This window comes from Bacillus lumedeiriae, assembly GCF_044891285.1.
Classification (GTDB): domain Bacteria; phylum Bacillota; class Bacilli; order Bacillales; family Domibacillaceae; genus Pseudobacillus; species Pseudobacillus lumedeiriae.
Window position 1 is genome coordinate 1 of sequence record NZ_JAUIYO010000020.1, and the last position, 22,776, is coordinate 22,776.

Sequence of the window (22,776 nt, forward strand, 5' to 3'; positions counted from 1 at the left end):
CTTCCCAGTTACGAGCTGCTTTCCCAATGCCTCCGTAAACGACAAGTTTGTCTGGATGCTCAGCTACTTCAGGATCTAAGTTGTTCATTAACATACGAAGAACCGCTTCTTGCTGCCATCCTTTTGTGTTTAATTCTGTGCCTCGATAACGGATTACTTTTTCGCTTGAAATCGTCTTCATTTTTCCCGCCTCCTCGATTGATTAACTCCATTATATAGTCAAACTTCTATTTTGATCATTATGATTTGTTTATTATTTTATGTTTTATTTACAATATTTTTTATTAAATAAATTTTTTTATAATTTATTTTAACATTTACTTTTCCTGAGATAAAACAAATCACCGGAGCCTTCTTCACACCTTCTGCAGCAAAAATAGAACTGCCTCGAAACCAAAGTGTCAGACACTTCCTTACGAGACAGCCCCTATTATTAGTGCATTTTTATAATCGCTGACGAGGGCAATGATTTTCACCTTTACAGAGCAGGCGAGGAAACTATTTTAAAATGCTTCGTCCATGATCTGTCCCATCTGCGACAAATCATAACCGCCGATCGCTTGAATTTCTTTCTGAAATGAATCTGATCGTAAAATTTGCAGCAAATGATCAATGAGTGCTTTATTTTGTATTGTTTTTAAAATGACTAAATCATAGCGTTCCTTTATAAGAGGAATAAAGTCGACACCTACAATGTGGGCAGCTTTTTCGATGCCTACTCCTACATCCGCTTCCCCAGTGGCTACCTTGCCGGCAACCCCTATGTGGCTTGATTCTTCTATCTCATAACCATTCACTTGTTCAGGGGATATCCCTTGAATTCGTAACTGTTCATCCACCAATACTCTTGCACCAGATCCCTTTTCACGATTGACCATTTTGATTTCTGGTTTCGTTAAATCCGTCCATGAGTGAAGGTTTTTAGGGTTTCCTTTTGTGACATAAAAGCCTTCCCAGCGCGAAAGGAAATTCACCACAATATAAGAGCGGCCTACGAGAATTCTCCGGATATACGGAACATTGTATTCTCCGGTGTCACCGTCAAATAAATGAGTGCTGACTATGTCCGCCTCGCCTTGATACATGGAGATTAGACTATTCAAACTTCCCGCATAAGAGCGAAGCGGACGGCATCCTTTTAGATCTTTCTCTATATAGTTAGCCAAAATATCTAAACTAATATCCTGTCCGCTAATGATGATTTGCCTTGAGGCATGGGCGATTGGCATATATTCCTCAGACTCCATCGGCAAACCTATCCTTTTCCCTCTTGTTCCACTTTTGGCATTTTCCTTATACGATTCTAAGTCGTGAGCATCCACTCTCATTTGCCGCCCCACTCGATACGCGGGCAGTTCTCCTTTTTTTATTAGATCGTATACCGTTAACTTGGACACTTTCAATAATTGAGCAATTTCTTCAGTTGTATAAGAAACATGGTCATTGGTCCTCATCTTGTCCTCCATCCAATGGCTTGTTTCATTATTCCAACTGCTCTTTCAGCTGAAACAAGCCGATAGTGCTTCAACGTTTTATAATTAGTGATCTCTTGGATCACTCTTCCCCGTTTATACATGTTATTTCTCAATTATAGCACACGCCCTGCACTAGAACGGCGTATCGAAAAAGCATAGCGGCTTCTTCCTTACATAAAGAACACCCGGAAAAACTTGACACTTATTTTACGATCATTATATTTAGATATAATTGGTTATATTTAGTTATATATAAATATATAAAACTATCAATTCAAGGGGGGTTTTATGATGAAAAAGGCATGGCACTTTCTTTTTTTATTATGTCTGCTTATGATTCCTTTAGGGTGCTCAAATGGTGAACAACCTTCCACGACATCGTCTAAAGAATCAAATACCAATGAAGCTGTTTCAAGCAAAAAGACGGAACTGATCATTTCATCCGCAGCTAGTCTGACAGACGCATTAAATGAATTAGAGAATTCATTTGAAAGTAAACACCCTAACATTGACTTAACGTACAACTTCGGCAGTTCAGGTAAATTAGTACAGCAAATTGAACAAGGAGCTCCAGCGGATGTTTTCCTTTCAGCCAGCAAACAGGATATGGATACACTGCAGGAGAAAAGCCTCATCCAAGAAGAATCACGTTCAGATTTTGCTAAAAATGAAGTCGTTTTAATTACCAATAAAGATCACTCATTACCTCTCTCTTCGTTTGAGGAATTAAGCCCTAAGCAAATCAAGCATTTTGCAATCGGCGAGCCTGAAAGCGTACCTGTAGGAAGATATACGAAAGAAGTGCTTGAACATCTAAAATTGTGGGCACCACTACAAAGCAAACTAGTTTTAGGTTCAGACGTACGCCAAGTTCTTACATATGTAGAATCAGGCAATGCAGATGCCGGAGTCGTTTATTCCAGCGACGCAATGATTTCTGATAAAGTAAAAGTAGTCGCTGCAGCGAAACCGGAATGGCACGAGCCAATCATCTACCCGGGTGCTGTCACTTCTAACTCCAAACACACCAAAGAGGCGCAGGCATTCTTAACGTACCTTACAAGTAAGGAAGGAAAAGAAGTTTTTACAAAATACGGCTTTAAATAATTAAGTGGACGGGGGAAAAGATACGAATGATTGATATGAATTACACACCTTTACTTTTATCACTAAAAGTAGCAGCCATCTCGACCTCCGTCGTTTTTCTCACCGGAGTATTCTTTTCACACCTGCTTGCCCGGAAAAATTTTTTCGGAAAAAGTTTGATCGAATCCATCTTTTTACTTCCTCTCGTGTTGCCGCCAACGGTCGTCGGTTTCGGCTTGCTCATTCTCTTTGGCAAGAACGGGTGGATCGGAAGCTGGCTTTTATCTCTATTTGATATCCAAATTGTTTTTTCTTGGATTGGAGCAGTGATTGCTTCCATTGTCGTTTCTTTTCCTCTTATGTACCAAAGTGCCGCGGCCTCTTTTGAAAACTTGGATTCAAAATTAGAAATGGCAGCACGGACGATGGGCGCATCAGAGTGGAGAGTCTTTTGGACAATCTCCTTTCCCTTAGCATGGCCGGGCCTTCTTGCCGGTCTAGTTCTTTCTTTCGCAAGAGGACTAGGAGAATTCGGAGCTACTTTAATGCTGGCTGGATATATACCCGGAAGAACAGATACCATTCCAATGGCTATTTACTTTGCTGTAGAATCCGGACAAATGGAAAAGGCAACCTTTTGGGTAATCATTATCGTTGCTCTAGGATTTAGCACAATCATGTGGCTCAATTGGTGGAGTAAACGTAACATGCGGCGCTTTGCTAATAAAAATACGTAAGAGGAGGATAAGATGCTTGAAGTTCAAATTCAAAAAAAGCTAGATCATTTCTTGTTAGATATTGAATGGAAAATGGATGATGAAATTCTTGTTTTATTTGGACCATCTGGATCAGGAAAAACGACGATCCTCAACAGTATCGCCGGCCTAACTAATCCCGATTCCGGATCTATCCAATTAAATAATCTCTCCTTTTTCAATACAGACAGGGAATCACTTCCCCCGCAAAAGAGAAAGATCGGTTATCTCTTTCAAGATTATGCCCTTTTTCCTCATATGACAGTAGAGAAAAATATCGCCTATGGCGCGAAGAAGCAAAAGAACGGCAGCCCTTCACCCCTTATTGAACAATTATTAAGTATTTTAGGAATTAAACATTTACTCAAAAAGTATCCTCATCAAATTTCAGGAGGAGAAAAGCAAAGGGTTGCGCTCGCCCGTGCTTTTGCGACCGAGCCCTCTATTTTATTGTTAGATGAGCCTCTATCGGCTTTAGATCAAGATACACGCATAGAATGTCAAAATGAACTTCTGCGCCTTCATGTTATGTGGCGCATCCCATTTATTATTGTTACCCATGATATGAACGAAGCTAAGAAGCTTGGGGATACCATCCTTTTTCTTGAAAAAGGAAAGGTCATTAAAACGGTAAACAATCCAGACAAAAAATTTTCCGCTTATCACTCATAAGCACCTGATATTTTAAGTTTCCCACAAACTTCATGGAATCACTTTTGTTTCTTCTACCCATACTAGAAGTACGCGGAAACGCGAACTTCTACTACACGCCTGGAGGAGAACGATGAGAAATAAAGCAAAAGATTTCCCCGCTGATAATATGAATGGAGAAGCTGGTGAAGCACGGGCTAAAGCACAATATGCTTCTAAACGAGCTAATGGCACCATCAACACACAGCCTCAAGAACGCATGAAAGCTTCAAACGAAAGAACAAGAAACTCTTAACATTCACAAAAAAAGAAAGACTGACTCAAAAAGCCGTTAAAAACGACTTTTTAGGGCTAGTCTTTCTTTTTGACAAAGTCCAAACGGTATATTTTCACTAAGTTGATTGTAGAGGAAAGCGCAAAGACTCCTGCGGGGGAAGCAAAGCGCCTGGAACGGAAATCAACGGACAAGTGTAAAGAACCATCAAAAAAGAGGATACCCCTAAAAGTTATACTTTTGGGACATCCTCTCAAACTCTCACAATTATTTATTTTCTGCAGGATCTAAAACAGGATCTTCGCTTTGCTTTTGGCCGACAGCTTTGTCAATGATCGTTCCGACGATGAAACCTACTATCGCCGGCACGAGCCATGAAAACCCATTTGAACTTAAAGGAAGGACAGAAGCGACGCTGCTTAAAAATCCAACGTTTAAAACGGAGCCTAATGTTTCACATACGCTGACAATGAATGTTAAAAGGATTGCTCCTCTATATGACCCTGCATTCGGCACGTATTTGCGGAATACACCTAAGAAAACTAATACAATCGCAACTGGATAGAGTGCCAAGAAAATAGGCATAGCGTAATCAACAATTTTCTCTACTCCCATTGACCCTATAAACACTCCTACAATACAAATCACTAGTGCCCAAGCACGATAGCTCACTTTATTATTCGTTAGTTTATTCAGAAAATCTGCAATAACCGCAATGACGCCAATCGTAGAAGTTAAACATGCCAATGCGATCGCTATGGATAACGCAATCGTTCCAAAGTTACCTAGCAACATACTAACTACTTCAGATACGAGCGCTGTATCTCCAATATCTTTAGGAAATACACTGCTGCCTGATGCCCCAATATAGAGTAATCCTCCATAGACAATAAGCAAGCCGATCCCTGCGATTAATGTTCCGCTAATCGCCATTTTTCTCGCTGCAGCCCCTTTATACCCATAAGCCGCGATAGCTGCAATAAAAATCGGAGCACAAAGAATTCCTGTAATCACATCACCTGTCTGATAAGCACTAATAAAAGCATTTGAAAACGGTGTCTTTAAATCGGTTGCAACTGGTGTTCCAATCGGATCAAAAATTCCTTTACCTACAATAAACAAAAGAATCACTACTAAAAGAGGTGTAAGAATTTTTCCTATTTTATCAATTACATTTGATTGATCCATCGCAAAATAAAAGCTGATTGCAAAAAAGATGATGATCGTAATAGTAGAAGGAACATGAGGAAACAAGGTGTGAATGCCCAGCTCATGAGTTGTAGCTGCCATGCGCGGAATCGTCACAAACATCCCTATTCCAACCATAAGTAACAGGTTAAATACTTTGTAAAACCAAGGACTAATCGGTCTCGTGAGGTCTTCAAACTTACCGCCGGCATTTAATATCGCAATAACTGCTAACAAAGGAAGGACAATTCCAGTGACTGCGAAACCAGCCAATGCAGGAATCCAATTCGTCCCTGAAGCGTTTCCAATCGATGGCGGGAAAATTAGGTTGCCTGCTCCGAAGTATAAGGCAAATAAGGCAAAGCCTACTATAAAGCTATGTTGTATCGTTTTGTTCATTATATTGTGTCATTCCTTTCTTTCAATTTCATTATTTGGAAATCGTTTTCATTTTTCAAAGTACATTGAAGGTTATTCCATAACCCTGCATCGCTTCAACATTCCTATTACTTCTTCACTATTATAAAAATATGCAATTTTTGTGCCAACCACTTATTTTTATTCAGATTTTTTTACACATTATTTTCCCGCCCGCGCATCCACCTTGGTTTTTAACTATTTAAATATAATATAACAGCCGAAAATCCCTCTATAAAAAACCTTCAAACACAACAAAAAGAGGGGGAACTTTTCCCCCTCAAAACAAAATTTTTTTACTACTTTGCGCTTGTTCCACATCATAAACAGCGTCTAGTTAGATCTCTCCAGCATTTGTCAACAGCCTGTCTAATCAATTTCCACTTTTCCATTTATATAAAACAATATGATGATAAACTGGATCAAACAAAGAATTGGAGGAAAACTCCTTTAACGGCTCTACCTTCCCTGTGAGATCGATTCCCTGTGATATAAATCCTTCAATTACTTTATCCGTCAATAATATTTCCTTGTTTTTATAATAAGACGTATCATATAAAAACTTTGAATATGTATTGATCTCTTTGTGAGGAAATGGGACATCCAAATACGTAAAAACCCTGGACTCCTCCCAAGCGTATACAATAAACGGATCATCCCTCTGTGCCAAATAGGCAGCGATCTGGTACGTTGCAGGAAGTTCTTTTGACTGTTCTTTTAATAGAGCAGTCGTTTGATCAGCCTGAACACATAAAAACAGGCAAGAAAAAGCAAGAATCCAGCCATGTTTCCATTTTGAAAAAATAACTGCATACAAGCCAAACAGACCTAAAGTAATCACCGGTATGATATGTCTCGGTTTATCTATATTCTGAGCAAATAAAGCCCATAAAAAGTAGCTTGAAATAAGGATGATGAACAGATGGGCCAAGAAGCCATATTCTAGCCGCTTCCTTCGAACGGCTCCCCAAAAACAAAACAGATAAACGAGCAGCATTCCCGCCAATACATAAGACCTTACCGCCATTCCTGTCCAGCCAATGTTCTCAACCACTAATTGATATAGCCGCTCGATAAAAGATCGGTCGGCGGAGGCAGCCGTTCCGCCCCACTCATTAAAATGGCCGTTAGTAAAAGCAAACGCAAGCTTCATAAATCCAATGAAGCTCCCCTCCGTGATGGCTACCCCGCCTATCCACAGCAATTGAAACATGATAGCTAGGCACCCTAGAGAAAACAGTTGATTCATTTGTAATTGTCTGCTTTGCCATTTCTTATAAAAAAGAAATAACACTCCACTGATGAACGGAAGATACGATAAACGGATACCCAATAAAACACTTAACAGGAACAACGGGAGAATATTTGACCAAACACCCTGATTTTCATGGGCTGCATAGATACTCCAAACGTACCACCACAACACGGCGATAGCCGCCCCTTCCGACATCGGCTGATTAACCATTAAGACGACAAAGCCAGCGGAGTAAATCAGGGCCGCGGTCAGTATACTTAATGATGCAGATAAGCGGCTGCGGGCAAGTTTGTACATCGGAACGACGGCACTTGCATAGATCAATACATTAAACAATGTCAATGAAGCTGCTTTGTCAGCTATCCATTGATGTATAAGGGCCCCTCCTAATATAAAATAGGGATACCCTGGAAAATGAGGCTGCATAGCTAGTACATCATAACGCTCAAGTGCCAGGGCAAAATCAACTTGATCATATGTAGACGCAAAGGAGTTCACAAACATCAATTGTGCCAGAACCATGCCGATCATCAATAGGAAACTAAAAACAACTACTAGCTTCGATGTTATCTTTTCCACACTTCATCACACCTTTTAGTTCAAACGGCTATTTTGATAAATGGCTATGTTAATAACTATTGTTAATTGGAGCGGCGAGGAGGCTTCTAGACCGCCCGCAGAAATCAACAGAGGAGTTTCACAAAGCTTGAATATATTAAGAAAAAAACACTTATTAACTATAGAAAAAGCACAAGACATTTGCCTTGTACTTTTTTAGAAGGTTATTTTACCTATGAATTCAATGGATTAACTTCTTTTTCTTCCACTTCATTATTTTTACGATCCTTGGACTTTTCACTTGGCTGATAAGCAGTTAACAAATAGATTCCAACAAAGTAACCGATATAAGCAATGACTTCTTCAATCGACGGCATGGAAGAGTAGCCGAACAATGCTTTTAAGAAGATCCCAACGTCCCCGGAAAGCAATGGCGCAACACCGTTATCCCTTAAATAATGTGCATAATCAATCGGATGCTCCGGTAAGAACCAAGTAATATCATAAAGGTGCGGAATGACACTGCCAATGATGCCTACGTCCTGCATCATGGAAATCGCTTGAACGAGAAGTCCTGCAGCGATCAATATGATGAATGCCCCCGTCACTTTGAAAAAACTTTTCAAAGGAATACGCATCGTACCTTTAAAGAAGAAATACGATACGACAGCAGCGATGATCACACCAGTGATAGCACCCCATCCTTGCAAGGCGGCTCCGATGTTTCCGCCTGTGATCGCAGCAAAAAAGAATACAGTTTCTACTCCCTCACGCAACACGACAAGGAAAGAGTGAACGACCATCCCAACAATATTTCCAGTTGAGATGAACTTGTTCATTTTTCCTTCCATATTCCCTTTTATGTCCTTGCTGTGCGCTGCCATCCAAAACACCATCTGGGTCAAGAGGATTGTGGAAATAATCATGATCCCTATCTTTAAATATATTTCGCTCCCCATTGCCGCAAAGCCGGTAAACACGACTTGAAAAAGCATGGCAATTCCTACGCTGGCTAAGACGGCAAGACCGGCTCCCAGCCAAACGTATTTATTGTACTTAGCATGATCCATTCTTTTTAAGTAAGTGGTGATAATTCCAACAATGAGCAATGCTTCAAGTACTTCACGAAATGTAATCAACAATGCTTGAATTTCCACAATCTTTCACCTTCCCCATGATCACGCATTCCTATCTGCGCTTCTTTTTACGTATTGTAAAGATCACTATGCTTCCAATAACCGCTACTATTAATAACAGCGGAATCCAATTTCGAATATTGGATACATCCGTCCATTCTTTCTTTTTGGCAGCCTCTGTGTCTGTTGCACTTTCAGAAAAATGTCCTACTTCCAGACTTTTTAGTTTAAATTCTTTTTGCAGGGCAGAAAGAATCGCTTCCTTATTTTCCTTAAAGGCATCTAAATCAGACTCCTTCTTTCCAACTCCGAATAGTCCTGGATTACCAAGAGCATTCAATGCTTGATCGAAGTCTGCTTTTAGTTCTTTATTCAAATCAGGATTTACCGCTTCCACTCTTGGTGAAAGCGCCTCGTATGTAGCAAAAGCTTTCGCCAGCAATTTTTTACTTGTATCATATTCAGTGAATTTACTCTCGATGCTTTCCAACCTTCTTGCAATATTAAGCACTAACAGTTTCTCCATATTTTCAATGGCAGCCTCTTTGTCTTTAGCTTCGATTCGATCAAGAATGATTTTCGAAGGCTCCGGCCCCATATGCATATCAATTTCTTTTTTCACCGAGTCATAAATCTTTCTTGCCTCGGCAAAATTAGGCGGATTCTGATCCAGCTTAATCAGCATCTCTTTATAGGCTTCTGCAACATCTTCCTTATTCGGATCGCCATATGTATAGGCATGAGCAGTAGCCGAGAACATACTATTTAGAACAAAGACTAATAAAAAGGAAAAAAATATTGTTTTTTTGTACATGAACCTTCCTCCTACATACAAACAATGATAATGATTATCATTTCGAATGTCAATTTAAATTTTGCATCAATTTTTCGAAAATAAACAGACTCGTCAAAAGCTCATTCATGCAGATCATCGAAGTTTTTTAGTGACGCCCATTTACTTGCCCGTTAACTTATGAGCTGAACAATCAATCTTCACTTTTTGAACAGGTCTCTTTATCTCCTTAATAATTGCAGGTATGACTGAAGAAAAATAACCTCTAAACGTGATGAATGATTCTCCTGTAGATCGGACTCGGTATCGAATCGGCACTTCCTGCACTCGAAAGCCTTTCCTGACTAAATTCAAGGTAATGACTTGGGCATAATTGTAGTCGTGAATGATTTCGGCATGTTTTAATGCCTGCCGCGAGAATGCCCGCATACCAGACTGTCCATCAAAGATCCATTTTTTCAATAACAAGCTTTGGAGCATCGTAAAACAGTAGTTACCAAGCCGGCGGTGAATTTTCATTCCGTTTATCGTTCCTAAAAAGCGTGATCCCATAGTGTAATCTGCTTTCCCATCAAATATCGGCTGTAATAACTCAGGAATTTGTTGCGCTGGGTATTCCCCATCCGCATCAATCATCACTCCAATATCAGCCCCTCGTTCATAACACTCCTTGATTCCCGAGCGGACTGCAGCTCCAAGCCCCTGGTTTCTTTCAAAGCTGACAATATAGTCGGCACCTGCCTCTTTTGCTGCTTTAACCGTCTGATCTTTCGAGCCATCATCTATCACTAATACTTGAACTTCAACCTGTTTATGGAAGTCCCGCGGGATGCCTCTTATGACTTCCCCAATGGAGGCTTCCTCGTTATAAGCTGGTAAAAATACAATGACTTTCTGCGTTTTCATACTTGATGATCTCTTCCTTCTTTGATTGCTTCAACTAATACTTTTCCACGGCTGTGACTCGAGAATGGCGCCCCTAGAAGATAGGATAAAGTTGGAGCCATCGAAACGAGACTATGCTTTTGCTCGATTTTTTTTCCTTTTTCAATGTTCGGCCCGTGCATAAAAAATGGCACGTAGCGCTCTCCTTCATCTAAATGGCCATGGCCGCCAATTCCATCAGCTTGTCCATGGTCGGCACAAATAAATAGCGTTGTATTCTCCATCTTCCCTTCTTTTTCGAGCCATCCGACAAAATCCTCGACTAAGCGATCTGCTTCTTCAATCTTTTGAATATATTCATCATAAAGAACTCCTCGTGAATGCCCTGTTTGATCTGTAGCAATCAGCTGGACAATGAATAAATCCGGATCTTGTTCCTTCATAATTTTCTTAGCTCTCTTCATAATGTTAGGGTCCGCCTCGTCATTATGCATGACAGCTGTAACCGTTTCGACATCATCGCCCATCGAATCGACCAGATGAGCAATTCCCAGCAGCCTTCCTTTTTTGCCCACTTTCCGTAAAGAGTCGAAAATACTCTCCACTTTAATTCCAAGCTTCCACACCATATTTGACGTAATTCCATGTTCAAATGGATAGGTTCCAGTAAACATTGAAGTGAAACAAACGACCGTTCGAGCAGGATAAACCGTTTCCATGTTCGTATATTCGGTTCCATTTTCTTTTAATTCATCTAAGAAAGGGGTATTGGCTTGATAAAACCTTTCCTTCCTCATCCCATCAATAACAATAACGACCACTTTATCCGAAATCGGCTTCGTGGGGGATTTAGTAAAATCCTTTGTGTATGCTGTATACATGGCCGGCTTCCAATCAAATAAATTTCGATGAAGAATCCAAGCAAAAATCAAAATAAATCCGTAGAACATCAAGATCGAAAGTAAGTCGGTCTGTTCACCGGATACATTACTTTTATAAAGCATTTCCCAAATGGATAAAACTAATAAGAATTTCGGCAATTGCTCTTGGGCATTCCCACTTGTTGAATCACTATTCTTCAATACTAGTTTCCAGAAGCGCGTAAAGTTCAACCATGAGGTGCCGATCCTCAGGTGGTAATAAAGAGTGCCCCAGAAAAAGACGGTAAAAAAGAAGTAAAGTCCTGTTGCAAATAGTAATAAACTAAGATTCACATCATTCCAGACAATCAAATACACGATAAAAGGAATCCATAAATAATTCCTTAAGAATAAAGGAAAATCAAATATGAAATAGATGATCAAGATTGGAACGACAGGTAACAATGATATAAACAGCCCAGATAGCTGATCGAATGATCCTAAATCGACTATATGAAATAATAACATCGTCCCCAATACAAAAATCGGTGTAAAAGGCTTCCCTTCATTTAATAAGTTCCAACATCGGGCAGCCACCTTTTCAAATTTCGAAGCACTTTTCACTTTCCCCTAACTCCTCTCAGTTTTGTCCAATTTCTAATGGTGTCTAAATCAATGGGATGAGCCCACAGACAAAACGCTCCCGCTGCATAAGAAAAAAAGAATTTAATGCCATGGTTTAATACAGCCATGATGTATGCCGATTTAAGCGGGATTCCGACCAGACTTAAACCAAAAATCATCACACTCTCATAGTTGGCGATGCCTCCTGGAGTTACCTGGAATACTTGTCCCGCAATGGTCAAGCTATTCACAAAAGCCAGCTCCAGTATAGTCGCATTTTCTTGTAAAATATGTACAGTGCCGAACAGCACGCCCGCCTCTATGATCCAACTAAGCAATGTAGCTAAAAAAATAACGAATCCATTCACTCCAAATAATGCACTCTTCAGCCATATGATCTGTCTGTTCAAAAACTCAGCAAAATATCTTTTTATAACCAACAAGGAAAGGAGAACGATCGTACATCCGCTCACAATAAGCCAGACTGGAATCTTATACGCAATATCCAAAACAAACAACCCAACAAAAGCGATTCCTATTAAACAGCCCATATCCATCACCCTTAGTACAATGACGGAATGAAAGGCCTCTTCCCTTTTTATAAGCTTTTCTCTTTTATGCAAAATTTCCGCCCTAATGACGTCCCCAATCTTTATAGGAAAGAGATGGTTGATGAACAAACTGTAGAGTATACCTAATAAACAAGAGAGAAAGCTTACCCTTTTCCTTAAGTAGAATTTCCAAGCCGCTGCTTTCAAACAAAAAGAAATGAAATAAAGAGAAAGCATCACAAACAGCCAAAAAGGATTTTGAAGCAGCAATTGAACAGCGCGCCATATTTCACCCACATCAAAATACATGATCGTCAATACGATAAATGCGACAATAATGACTAGCGAGATAAAGCGTTTAGCGGACTTTTTATAGAAACGCTTCATACTCTTTAGCCCACTTCACAGTCTCCGCTATCCCTCTGCGAAAATCGACCTTTGGTGTGTAACCTAATACGTCGGCAGCTTTTGAAATATCAGCCCATGTCTTGTCAACATCTCCCTTTCGATGCCCTTCCCTCTTCACCGTCATAGTTGGAAAATAGACCTTTAATTCATTCAACATTGTTTCCATTGTCACTGGTCTCCCTGAACCAATATTGAATGTCTCACTCTCTGTGCTATTCATGATCGTCAAATAAATTCCAGTCACGATGTCATCGATATACGTATAGTCGCGGGCGCTGCCTGAACCAAAAATATGAATATCTTCACCGTTTAGAAGCTTTTTTATGAAATGGCCAATCGCCATATCCGGCCTTCCCCACGGACCAAATACAGTAAAGAATCTTAAAATATTCATTTGAAAGCCATATAAATGTTCGTAGGCATGACAAAAAGCTTCAGCCGAATACTTTGCAGCCGCATAAGGAGAGATCACTTTACCCGTTGCCATATTTTCATGGAAAGGACCTTCTTGATTCCCATAAACGGAGGAAGAAGAGGCAAAAATAACTTTTGACACACCTGCTTGTCCTGCCCCTTCTAAGACATTGATGGTTGCCTTTATATCATAATCCACATATTCTAACGGCTGATCAAGGGAATAGGAAACACCGGGAAGAGCAGCAAGATGAATAACGACCTTCGGGGAGATTTCTTTGATCGCAGCAATCGTTCCTTCTCGATCAAGCAGATCTTTATTATAGTAGTGAAAGTCTCCAAACTTTTTTATATGATCCAAATGAAGTCTTTTTCTTTCAGGAGAATAATACGGATGGAGACAATCGATGATGTGTACTTCGTGATGTTCTGCTAACAATCTTCTGGCTAGATGACTTCCAATAAAGCCCGCTCCGCCCGTTACAATAATCTTCAAGAAACAACACCTCTAGTTTTAAACTTTACCTATCATTATAACTTAAGTAAAAAGGAAAAAAACCTTGAGCAGTACAAGGTTTTTTCCAATGATTTGTTAGTAATCATTATTTCGCTTTCTCAATAACCGTTTCAAGAGCAGCGCGAATTTCTTTTAAAGTGGCTTCGCCGGCTGCTTTATCTTTTCCTTTAGCTTCTTCTAGATATTTTTGCGCTTTTTCATTTAGAGCGTTATATTCTTGTTCACCAATTAAAGCTTTGATGTCTTCACCAATTACATCAATAAATAAAGCACCTTCTAGAGCAGTGATGACAGACTTATCTTCACCCCAATTTTCCACACTCTCATCGTACTCGTGTAGAGCAATTTTTGAGAAGCCGCGTACAAACGCCTTATTCACAGCAACTGGGTCCAGTGTTTTTACATCCGTTTGTAAATCAAATTGTTTTTGAATGAATGCCGCATCTTCTTGAGCATGTTTATTTAAGTAGCTAAAAATAGATTGATAGAAAGCCCATCCTTCAGCCTGTTGGATTTTTGCTTCTTCCGCATTTTCTTTCGCTGAAGCCGCTGCTTTTGTTGCATACCCGTTAGGAGTTGCACCCGTTGCGAAATAGAATGTTTTCATCAAAGTTTTATCTACTACTTGTTTTCCAAGACTGAATCCTAATTTATCGTCAGCTTCAACCGCTTTTTCAATTTCAGCAAAACCGCCGGCAATGGCATCTTCCATGTTTGTAGAGTATGCAGTATCACGCTTTTGGACTGTTGTTTGAATGATTGCATAAAATTCTTTTGCTTCTTCAATCTCTTCTTTTACTACTTCTTTGTTGCCCCAGTTTTCATCTACTTCAGTGAACTCATGTTTCATTGTTGTATAGAATACTTTTTGCATTAATTTATCAAAAATTTGCTTCACAACAACTTTATCCATAGAGCCATCTTTTCCGGCTGCCAATGCTGTTGTAATATGTTGATCAATTGTATCTTCAAACTCTGCATCTCTTTTTTGAACTAATTCTTGCAGATTAGTAGTATAAAGCTCCGTCACTTTATCAAAGTCTACGTCTTTGCCTTCTTTAGCCTTTTCCAATTCGGCCACTGCTTCTTTGAACACTTCGCCGTAGTTCACTTCCGCTTTTTCTGCTTCATCCTTCTTCACATCTTCTTGCTTCGCTTCTTCTTGCTTATTCTCTTCTGGTTTTTCTTTCGTTTCGCTATCAGTTGTGTTACATGCTGTTAAAACCGAACTAGCTAGAAATAGACCAGCAAAAATTTTCTTCAAATCTCTCTTCTTCATCCCTTAATCCCCCAAAGAAATAATTTTCATCAACGATAATGATTTTCATTTATGTTTAGAATTATAATAGAGAATGATTTTCACTGTCAATACATTTTTTACTCTTTTGATTAAAACTCTCCCTTCCATTAAGCCCCTAAAGTGGATAAATCATTTCCAGCAAAAAACTTGTTGCAGCACATTCAATAGCTTTACAATCTACTTGGGACACCCTCAAACCGAACAGTCGATGAATATGTCCTATAAAATGAAAGGGAATGTCACTATGAAAAAGATTACAATCGTTGGAACAGGGCATGTTGGCTTGGTTACCGGTGTATGTTTCGCAGAAATCGGCCATCAAGTAACTTGCTATGATATAAACGCTGAAAGAATAGAACAACTCCAAAAAGGGATTTGTCCATTTTTCGAACCCGAGTTGGACAGATTACTTGAAAGCAATCTGAATAAAGGAAGAGTCTCTTTTACAAATAATGAACAAGAAGCCTTTCAACATGTCGAAATTATTTATGTAACTGTCGGGACGCCGCCGCTGGCAGATGGTTCCGTTGATCTTCAATATATAAAGGAAGCTGCCCGTATCATTGGAGAGAATATAACAAATGACTCCATTGTTGTGACAAAGAGTACGGTTCCAATTGGCACAAATAAACAAATAAAAGCTATAATTGAATCATTTTTAAGTGAAGGAATAAAGGTAGATATCGTTTCAAATCCTGAATTTTTACGGGAAGGATCAGCTATTTACGATACGCTCCAGGCCGACCGTATCATTATTGGGGCAGAATCAGCCATAGCGGCAAGGGTAGTAGAGGAAATCAACAAACCTTTTAATAGGCCCATTTTTAAAACTGATTTAAATAGTGCAGAAATGATTAAATATGCTGCAAATGCCTTTTTAGCCGCTAAAATTAGTTTTATTAATGAAGTCGCCAATATTTGTGAAGAGGTGGAAGCAAATATAGAAGACGTCTCCTTCGGAATGGGGCTTGATTCCCGAATTGGAAATCACCATTTAAAAGCTGGAATTGGCTATGGAGGATCGTGTTTTCCAAAAGACATAAAGGCCCTTTTAGACATCGCCAGCCAACACCTTAAATCGTTCGATATGCTGAAAACGGTGATCGACGTTAACAATAAACAGCAACACCTGCTCATCGACAAAGCTATTCAACAATACGGAAGTTTAAAAGGGAAAAACGTCGCCCTGCTCGGACTTGCCTTCAAGCCAAATACCGATGATATACGTGAGTCCAGCGCTATTACACTGGCCAGACATTTAATAGATGAGGGAGCCGTCATTACTGCCTACGACCCGAAAGCAATTGAAAAAACAAAACAAGTATTGGGCAATCAAATCCAATACGCTTCTACGATAGAAAGTGCTCTTACAGAAAAAGAAATGGCCTTCATTGCTACAGACTGGGATGAAATCAAGGACTTTCAACTAGGAAGGTACGAAGAACTCATGAAGACCCCTATTCTACTGGACGGCCGAAATTGCTACCCCCTTAAAGAAGTCAAAAACTACGGAATCGACTATATTTCAATAGGAAGACACGCCGTTTTAAAGGGTAATGCTTTTGATAGATAGGCTATGTTAATGACTATTGTTGATTGGAGTGGAAATCAACAAGGGAGTTTAACAAACCCTATAGATAAAAAACACGAGCGAAAACTGAATGGAACGTCCAGTTTTCGCTCATGTCGATGTACAACTTTATTTTGTGAATGATAAAAGTACGTGCTTGTTTCTCGCACAATTCCCTTTAAAATGAATAGCATTAGAAAATATTTAAATCCCATTCCCTCGCTATATGTTTTAACAGCATACTCCCCGCTACACTATTTCCGTATTCATCTATTGCCGGACTATAAATTCCAATTCCGCACCCATCCGGAAATGGGGATTTCTTAGAACCGGCGTGTGCTGGAACAGCGGCCATAATTCCTCCAGACACTCCACTTTTAGCCGGTAATCCGATAAAAGCTGCGAATTTACCAGAAGCGTTATACATACCGCATGTCACCATTAATGCTTTCGTTAACTTGGCCACTTCTTTCGGAAAGATTTGTTCCTTTCGAATCGGATGAAATCCATCATAAGCTAAGATTAACCCGATCATAGCTACATCTTGTGTATTTACTTCAATAGAACATTGCTTTAAATAGACCTCTAAAGCTTCTTCTACTGTGCATTCTAGAAATCCCGTCTCTTTCAAATAATAAGCCAAGGCTCGATTTCGATGGGCTGTTCGCCATTCCGACTGAAACACTTCCTCATTGATAGACGGGCGTTTTCCCACCATTTTTTCGATTAATGTTAAGAACGATTCTATTTTTGTTAGTGGTGCTCTTCCTCCAAGTAAAGAAGCTACGGTGAGAGCACCGGCATTGATCATAGGATTAAAAGGTCTTCCTGGCTTATGCACTTCTAAACGGATAATCGAATTAAAAGCGTCTCCAGTAGGTTCGACATCTACCCTATCTAAGACGTAGGGAGTACCAAAGTCCAAACAAGCAGCTATAAAACCAATCACTTTCGAAATACTTTGTAAGGTGAAAGAGGCTTCACACTCCCCGGACTTCAAGACCACTCCATCTGGACCTGCCATCGCAATACCTAATTGTGATGGATTGGCCATTGCTAAGGCAGGAATATAGGCAGCACATCGACCTTCCATGGCATACGAGCGGTAATGCTCCACCCATTTATCTAAGTGGACAAGGTCCCTGTGCTTTTCATAAATTTTATCTTGATCAAATGGGACTATCTCTTTTACTACAGCCATGTTCCATCTTTCCTTTCTACAGAAGCAAAATAAAAGATGAGAATGAAGTAAATTCTCATCATCAACCAACTTTATGAACGTACGATTATACGTGTACCTCTTTTCGAGGCGGCACCACATTTTCAGGAATTAGAGAAACATATGGTTCCCCTTCTAAGCGTTCTTTCCATTCTCTCTTCGCCTTTTCTATAATATCTGTACTTTCCATCGCATCAATAGCGGTACAAGCGATCACTTTCCCTGCTTGAAGCATGCCTTTGTGGGCGATAGGCATGGCCCCTTGCGACACTACTTGCCAAGTATGAAAAGGAGTGCCAAGTGCCCAACACGCTGTTAAGCATTGCATCGTTGGAACAAACCAACTAACATCACCAACATCAGTAGACCCCGATAATGCAGTCTCATCACCAAGAGGCGGAATGACATCCACAATGTCTTTATCTTTTAATTTCTTCGATGTTTCTTTATCCAAGCCTGCTAAAGAAGCATCAACGTCTTCTTGAGAAAGAGTGGCCCGGATTTCTTTAGCGAACTGCTGGTCAAACTCATCGTAAAAAGGAACACCGACAGCAGTTAAATTTTTATGCATCACACCTGCTAATGTTGTATTCGGTATTAAGTTGGAAGCAGTGCCTTCAAATACGGCTTCCACGGTTGTTCCAGTCATCAAGGCTGCTCCTTTAGCAATATTGTGTACACGTTCGTATAGATCCTTTACTTGCTGCTTTTTCGGCGCGCGGATTAAATAGACAACTTCCGCATGAGGTTGTACAACATTCGGTGAAGCCCCGCCTGTATCAGTAATCGCATAATGCACTCTCGCTTCGGGAATCATATGCTCTCTTAAATAATTAACACCAACGTTCATTAATTCCACTGCATCTAATGCACTGCGGCCTAAGTGAGGGGCAACGGCAGCATGCGCGCTCTTCCCATTAAATTTAAAAGTCACAGAGTAGTTTGCAAGAGTACTGACATTCCAAATAGCAGGTACCGTGGACGGATGCCAGGAAAGCGCCAGGTCGACATCATCAAACAATCCCGCACGGGCCATAAACGCTTTTCCAGAGCCACTTTCTTCAGCCGGACAGCCATAATAACGAACTGTCCCCTGCAAACCTGTTTGCTCCATGTAATCTTTAATAGCAACGGCAGCGGCAAAAGCACCGGCTCCCAGCAAATTATGACCGCATCCATGCCCATGGCCGCCTGCAGCAACTGGCTCATGTTCAGCAAAGCCTTTTTTCTGGCTTAGCCCTGTTAAAGCATCGAATTCACCCAAAATAGCGACTACTGGTTTACCAATTCCGTAACTCCCAATAAATCCTGTTCGGAGTCCGGCCACCTCTCTCTCAACGTGAAATCCTTCACCTTCCAACGCTTCACTTAAATACTTGGAGGATTGGTGTTCTTCGAAGCAGATTTCTGGACAATCCCAAATTTTATCACTTAGCTCAATAATCTTATCTCTTTTTTGTTCGATAAGATCCGAAATGAGTGTTTGCAATTCCATAAACAAATCTCCCCTCTACTTTTAAGCAAAAAACGTTTTTATTGATCATACCTCTAATGCGCTGGCTTCTTCCCTATTTTGTTTGAGCAGATCTCCTTTTTTATCATTTAAGGTTAAAAGTGCTCCAATACAGACAATAGAGAATCCTATTAACATCCAAAAAGCAGCATCAAATGAACCATTAAACGCATCGACAATAAATCCAATCGCCATTGGCGTGATAAAACCAGCCAATTGACCACCAGTATTTGCAATTCCCATGGCTGTACCAGTAACTGAAGACGGCAATTGTTTCAGCACGATTGCCGGCAGTAGTGTCAAAACGAAGGAAATGAATAGATTAATGATCGTTTGATACGTAATAAAAGACGGCACACTTGAAGCCGTAAACATGAGATACAACAAAATCCCGGTACATAAACAAGCAAAGCTTCCTGCCAATCTTTCCCGGCCTTTTGGCAGCTTATCGATTATATAACCACTTAAATAGATCCCTGCTAACATTGTTACTCCTGGAATAGTCTGAATCCAGCCGAGTGAAATTAAATCAAGACCGCGATTTTTAACTAAATAGGTCGGTAACCATGCTGCAAGTCCCCAGTTGACTGCATAAATACTAAAATAGGCAATAACCAAATTCCATATCATTGGCGTTTTAATCAACGAACTAAAAATCCCCTTTTGATTCGGAACAGCGGTGTGAGCGATTTCCTCCTCTGGGTTGCTTTCTGGAAGTTTAATGAAGTACCAGTAAAAGGCTGCAATAACAGCACCTGCGACTCCTAATATGATAAACATAGTACGCCAGCCTATCGTCGTAAGCATCCAAGCAGATGCGATCGGGATAATAAGCGCCACAATCCCGCCTGATGACAGCATGACTGACATCGCTCGAGCCCGTTCATCTTTAGGATACGTAAGCGATATGATTTTAGAGCTGGCAGGCTGAAAGCCACCTTCCCCGATACCAAATAGAAAACGGATCATAACCATAGAGACCAGGGACCAAGCAGCACCAGTCAATCCTGTAAAGATCGACCACAAAACAACTGCGGCAATGAGAACTTTCCTAGGTCCAAATCGGTCCGCCAGCCACCCTCCAGGCATTTGCATAATGGCATATCCGGCGAAAAAACTACTGAGTAAGAGTCCAGTAGAGGATGGGCTCAAATGTAAATCTTCCGTAATGGACAAAACGGCATAGTTCATAATATAACGATCTAGATTGCCTAAAGTCCATCCTAGAAAAAGTAAAGCTAGAATCCAATTTCTTGTGCGTATTGATGTCATATTGTCTAATTCCCCCTATGTTAAATAAGTAGTTTATGTGGATGTTGAAAATGAAACGCACTTTCGGATTCGATAATCAGAAAAAGTTAAAGTTATTTTTGAAAATATTTTTAGAAGCGCTTTCATTTTTAACATCTAGGCTTCTGAATTCCCAGGGCAGCAAAAACATGTGAATCACGGGAGATTTCGGGAATTGCTAAAATTCATGCTTTTGTGTGAAAAGACTATTCATTATATTCATGTCATGTATCTACTCGATTCAATCTGCCCATTCTTAAATGAATTAAACGATTAACGGAGCTCGCTGAATCCTATGATTCCCCCTTTATCAACAGAAGAGAAGGTAGTTCTTTTCCTTTTGCGAATATATAACGAAAATTTCGTTATATGTATTTTATGCAATATTACGGCTCATTTCAATGGTTTTTTTCTTCCAAAAAACAAAAAAAAATAAGCATTCAACATTTGAATGCTTATTTCAACCGATAAACTTTAATGGGTCTTCCTCGGGTGTGATGTGACTCTTCACCAATATTCTCTGCTAAATCTACGTTACACAAATCAGCTACAATTCTCTGAGCATTTCGTTCACTCATCTGGAGATGTGCAGCCAAATCCTTCGTCGTAAAATCGTTCCAACCCATTTTTTGCATCAAAGCGTCTATTTTCTTAAACGTTTTTACACTGATGTTTCCTTTCTTTAATTTCTCTAAAAAATCTTTGTTATCTGTACGATAGGAATAAGTCAGCTCTTCCTCCTGTCCTGCTGACTCAATGACCATTCCATCATCCTGAACAATGACAATCCCTGGCTCCGCTTTTTCCTTCGACTGTCGAAGAGCACGATGAGCATTTACTTCTGCAGAGAATACCGTTTGCCCAAAACCAATTCCTACGGCAACAGCTGTATCTGCTTCAAGTGACAAGTATTGGGCTTTTTCCTTGAATGTCTGAATCTCCCGTTCAATAGCACCCCGAGAACTGAAAACTGTATATCGTCCGTTTCCTTCCTCAAAGAGAGATCCATCTAATTTCTCGCAAAGCTGAATGAGTGTTTCCTTCATCCTAAGCTCTAAATATTGGATCTGATAAGTTTGCTTCATCCTTTCTTTAATAGAGTCAAAATCCTTCACCTCAATCATTCCCACACCGATCTGGGTATCTTTATAGTAAGAAGTCTTTATCTTTTCGAAAAAAATCCTTATCGTTTGAAAAATTTCAATACGAGTAGGCGACATCCAATACGAGGGAACACCAGCTTTTTTTAAAGCTTCATTGACAGTTGGATAACACGTTAAAGCACCATCTATCTTTTTTTGTTTCCACAAATCAAAGTGAAATTCAAACATTTCCTTAGGATCAATATCAACATCAAAAGTTTTCACATGAAGATCTTTTACCTTCTTTTTCAACTGCTGCAATCCTTCTCCTTCCGCTACATTCGTAGGCGGAAACATGTCGATGCTTATCCTATCTAATAACTTCCCTTGAGAATATACCAGCTCCATGAAGCCTTTATAGATACTGGATTCCGTTGAGTATATATAAACCAGGTTTTCATCTGAAGATAATGTTTTTTTTGCAACCCTATACGGGATGTATCCCGAAAAGAGCCAGAAATCGACTTGATGATCATGTTCTAAGACAATTTTCTCTACTTCCTTTGTCTCTGTATAGGAGTAAGGTATAAACTCCATTTCTTGTTCAATTTCATTAGCTAATTCAAGAATTCGCTTTACTGACAAACTTGGGCCGACAACGCCGATTCTATACATTTTCTATTCCTGCTTTCTAGATACTTATATTAGAATATATTAACGCTAGCTTCTAAGTAAATCCATTTCTTTACCAGTTAATCTAATATTTCTATCTTCATTGATCGACATCACCTTTGTCAAAATAAAACACACACGTTCAATTACTTTAATTGTAATCGTTAACGTGTACTTCGGAGAATTATAGGGCAGCTTCCATGTTTGCGCTTTTGACTTCATTATTCATTTTTTCCCAGATGGGTTACATATATGGATGTATCAGACGGAAATATTAAAAAGT

General features: G+C 39.8%; 20 protein-coding genes and 1 pseudogene. 5 read left to right on the forward strand and 16 right to left on the reverse strand.

All coding sequences use genetic code 11. The annotated features are described in order from the left end of the window. Positions 1–181, reverse strand: a pseudogene (locus QYG89_RS15480) (urocanate hydratase); the annotation flags it as partial. A gap of 322 nt (positions 182–503) precedes the next feature. Next, complete coding sequence (locus QYG89_RS15485) at positions 504–1,454, reverse strand: substrate-binding domain-containing protein (protein WP_404318944.1); 951 nt, start codon at positions 1,452–1,454, stop codon at positions 504–506. Between the two features lie 312 nt (positions 1,455–1,766). On the opposite strand from QYG89_RS15485, the gene modA reads away from it, so the two are divergent. The 4 genes from modA (at position 1,767) to sspK (ending at position 4,262) form a co-directional block, all read left to right on the forward strand. Next, positions 1,767–2,582: a molybdate ABC transporter substrate-binding protein gene (gene modA / locus QYG89_RS15490; RefSeq protein ID WP_404319010.1), complete on the forward strand. Its 816-nt coding sequence runs from the start codon at positions 1,767–1,769 to the stop codon at positions 2,580–2,582. A 26-nt stretch (positions 2,583–2,608) separates the two neighbouring features. Continuing rightward, entirely contained in the window at positions 2,609–3,298 is a 690-nt protein-coding gene (modB, locus tag QYG89_RS15495) for a molybdate ABC transporter permease subunit (protein WP_404318946.1), read from the forward strand. A 12-nt stretch (positions 3,299–3,310) separates the two neighbouring features. Further along, positions 3,311–3,988 (forward strand): ATP-binding cassette domain-containing protein, encoded by a 678-nt coding sequence (locus tag QYG89_RS15500; protein ID WP_404318948.1) that lies wholly within the window; start codon positions 3,311–3,313, stop codon positions 3,986–3,988. Positions 3,989–4,100: 112 nt separating this feature from the next. Next, the gene (gene sspK / locus QYG89_RS15505; RefSeq protein WP_404318950.1) at positions 4,101–4,262 is read left to right on the forward strand and encodes a small, acid-soluble spore protein K; all 162 of its coding nucleotides are present in this window, start codon (positions 4,101–4,103) and stop codon (positions 4,260–4,262) included. Positions 4,263–4,508: 246 nt separating this feature from the next. Here sspK and brnQ read toward each other — a convergent pair whose 3' ends face one another. The 9 genes from brnQ to QYG89_RS15550 all read right to left on the reverse strand — a co-directional run bounded on the left by brnQ (position 4,509) and on the right by QYG89_RS15550 (position 15,126). Next, positions 4,509–5,828 (reverse strand): branched-chain amino acid transport system II carrier protein, encoded by a 1,320-nt coding sequence (gene brnQ / locus QYG89_RS15510; RefSeq protein ID WP_404318951.1) that lies wholly within the window; start codon positions 5,826–5,828, stop codon positions 4,509–4,511. A gap of 391 nt (positions 5,829–6,219) precedes the next feature. After that, positions 6,220–7,680, reverse strand: coding sequence for a hypothetical protein (locus tag QYG89_RS15515; protein WP_404318953.1), 1,461 nt, complete (start codon positions 7,678–7,680; stop codon positions 6,220–6,222). A gap of 212 nt (positions 7,681–7,892) precedes the next feature. Next, on the reverse strand, positions 7,893–8,816 hold the full coding sequence (locus QYG89_RS15520; RefSeq protein ID WP_404318955.1) for an FTR1 family iron permease: 924 nt from the start codon (positions 8,814–8,816) through the stop codon (positions 7,893–7,895). A 31-nt stretch (positions 8,817–8,847) separates the two neighbouring features. Further along, positions 8,848–9,609, reverse strand: coding sequence for a hypothetical protein (locus QYG89_RS15525; protein ID WP_404318957.1), 762 nt, complete (start codon positions 9,607–9,609; stop codon positions 8,848–8,850). Positions 9,610–9,750: 141 nt separating this feature from the next. Next, the gene (locus QYG89_RS15530) at positions 9,751–10,494 is read right to left on the reverse strand and encodes a glycosyltransferase family 2 protein (RefSeq protein WP_404318959.1); all 744 of its coding nucleotides are present in this window, start codon (positions 10,492–10,494) and stop codon (positions 9,751–9,753) included. Then, entirely contained in the window at positions 10,491–11,957 is a 1,467-nt protein-coding gene (locus tag QYG89_RS15535; protein ID WP_404318961.1) for an alkaline phosphatase family protein, read from the reverse strand. Before QYG89_RS15535 ends, QYG89_RS15530 begins: the two co-directional genes overlap by 4 nt. Beyond that, on the reverse strand, positions 11,954–12,895 hold the full coding sequence (locus QYG89_RS15540) for a lysylphosphatidylglycerol synthase transmembrane domain-containing protein (RefSeq protein WP_404318962.1): 942 nt from the start codon (positions 12,893–12,895) through the stop codon (positions 11,954–11,956). Before QYG89_RS15540 ends, QYG89_RS15535 begins: the two co-directional genes overlap by 4 nt. Continuing rightward, positions 12,879–13,826, reverse strand: coding sequence for an NAD-dependent epimerase/dehydratase family protein (locus QYG89_RS15545; protein ID WP_404318964.1), 948 nt, complete (start codon positions 13,824–13,826; stop codon positions 12,879–12,881). The genes QYG89_RS15540 and QYG89_RS15545 overlap by 17 nt, the downstream gene beginning before the upstream one ends. Before the next feature lie 106 nt (positions 13,827–13,932). Next, positions 13,933–15,126: a hypothetical protein gene (locus QYG89_RS15550; RefSeq protein WP_404318966.1), complete on the reverse strand. Its 1,194-nt coding sequence runs from the start codon at positions 15,124–15,126 to the stop codon at positions 13,933–13,935. A gap of 265 nt (positions 15,127–15,391) precedes the next feature. Here QYG89_RS15550 and QYG89_RS15555 point away from each other — a divergent pair, with 265 nt between their 5' ends. Continuing rightward, positions 15,392–16,720, forward strand: a complete 1,329-nt coding sequence (locus QYG89_RS15555; RefSeq protein WP_404318968.1) for a UDP-glucose dehydrogenase family protein — start codon at positions 15,392–15,394, stop codon at positions 16,718–16,720. Between the two features lie 190 nt (positions 16,721–16,910). On the opposite strand, the gene QYG89_RS15560 is transcribed toward QYG89_RS15555, so the two are convergent. From QYG89_RS15560 to QYG89_RS15580, 5 genes are all read right to left on the reverse strand, one after another. Then, positions 16,911–17,918: a glutaminase gene (locus QYG89_RS15560; RefSeq protein WP_404318970.1), complete on the reverse strand. Its 1,008-nt coding sequence runs from the start codon at positions 17,916–17,918 to the stop codon at positions 16,911–16,913. A gap of 85 nt (positions 17,919–18,003) precedes the next feature. Continuing rightward, complete coding sequence (locus QYG89_RS15565) at positions 18,004–19,431, reverse strand: M20 family metallopeptidase (RefSeq protein WP_404318972.1); 1,428 nt, start codon at positions 19,429–19,431, stop codon at positions 18,004–18,006. Between the two features lie 45 nt (positions 19,432–19,476). Next, entirely contained in the window at positions 19,477–20,721 is a 1,245-nt protein-coding gene (locus QYG89_RS15570) for an MFS transporter (RefSeq protein WP_404318974.1), read from the reverse strand. Positions 20,722–21,194: 473 nt separating this feature from the next. After that, entirely contained in the window at positions 21,195–22,496 is a 1,302-nt protein-coding gene (locus tag QYG89_RS15575) for a hypothetical protein (RefSeq protein WP_404318976.1), read from the reverse strand. A 45-nt stretch (positions 22,497–22,541) separates the two neighbouring features. Continuing rightward, positions 22,542–22,715, reverse strand: a complete 174-nt coding sequence (locus QYG89_RS15580; RefSeq protein WP_404318977.1) for a hypothetical protein — start codon at positions 22,713–22,715, stop codon at positions 22,542–22,544. Positions 22,716–22,776: the final 61 nt, after the last annotated feature.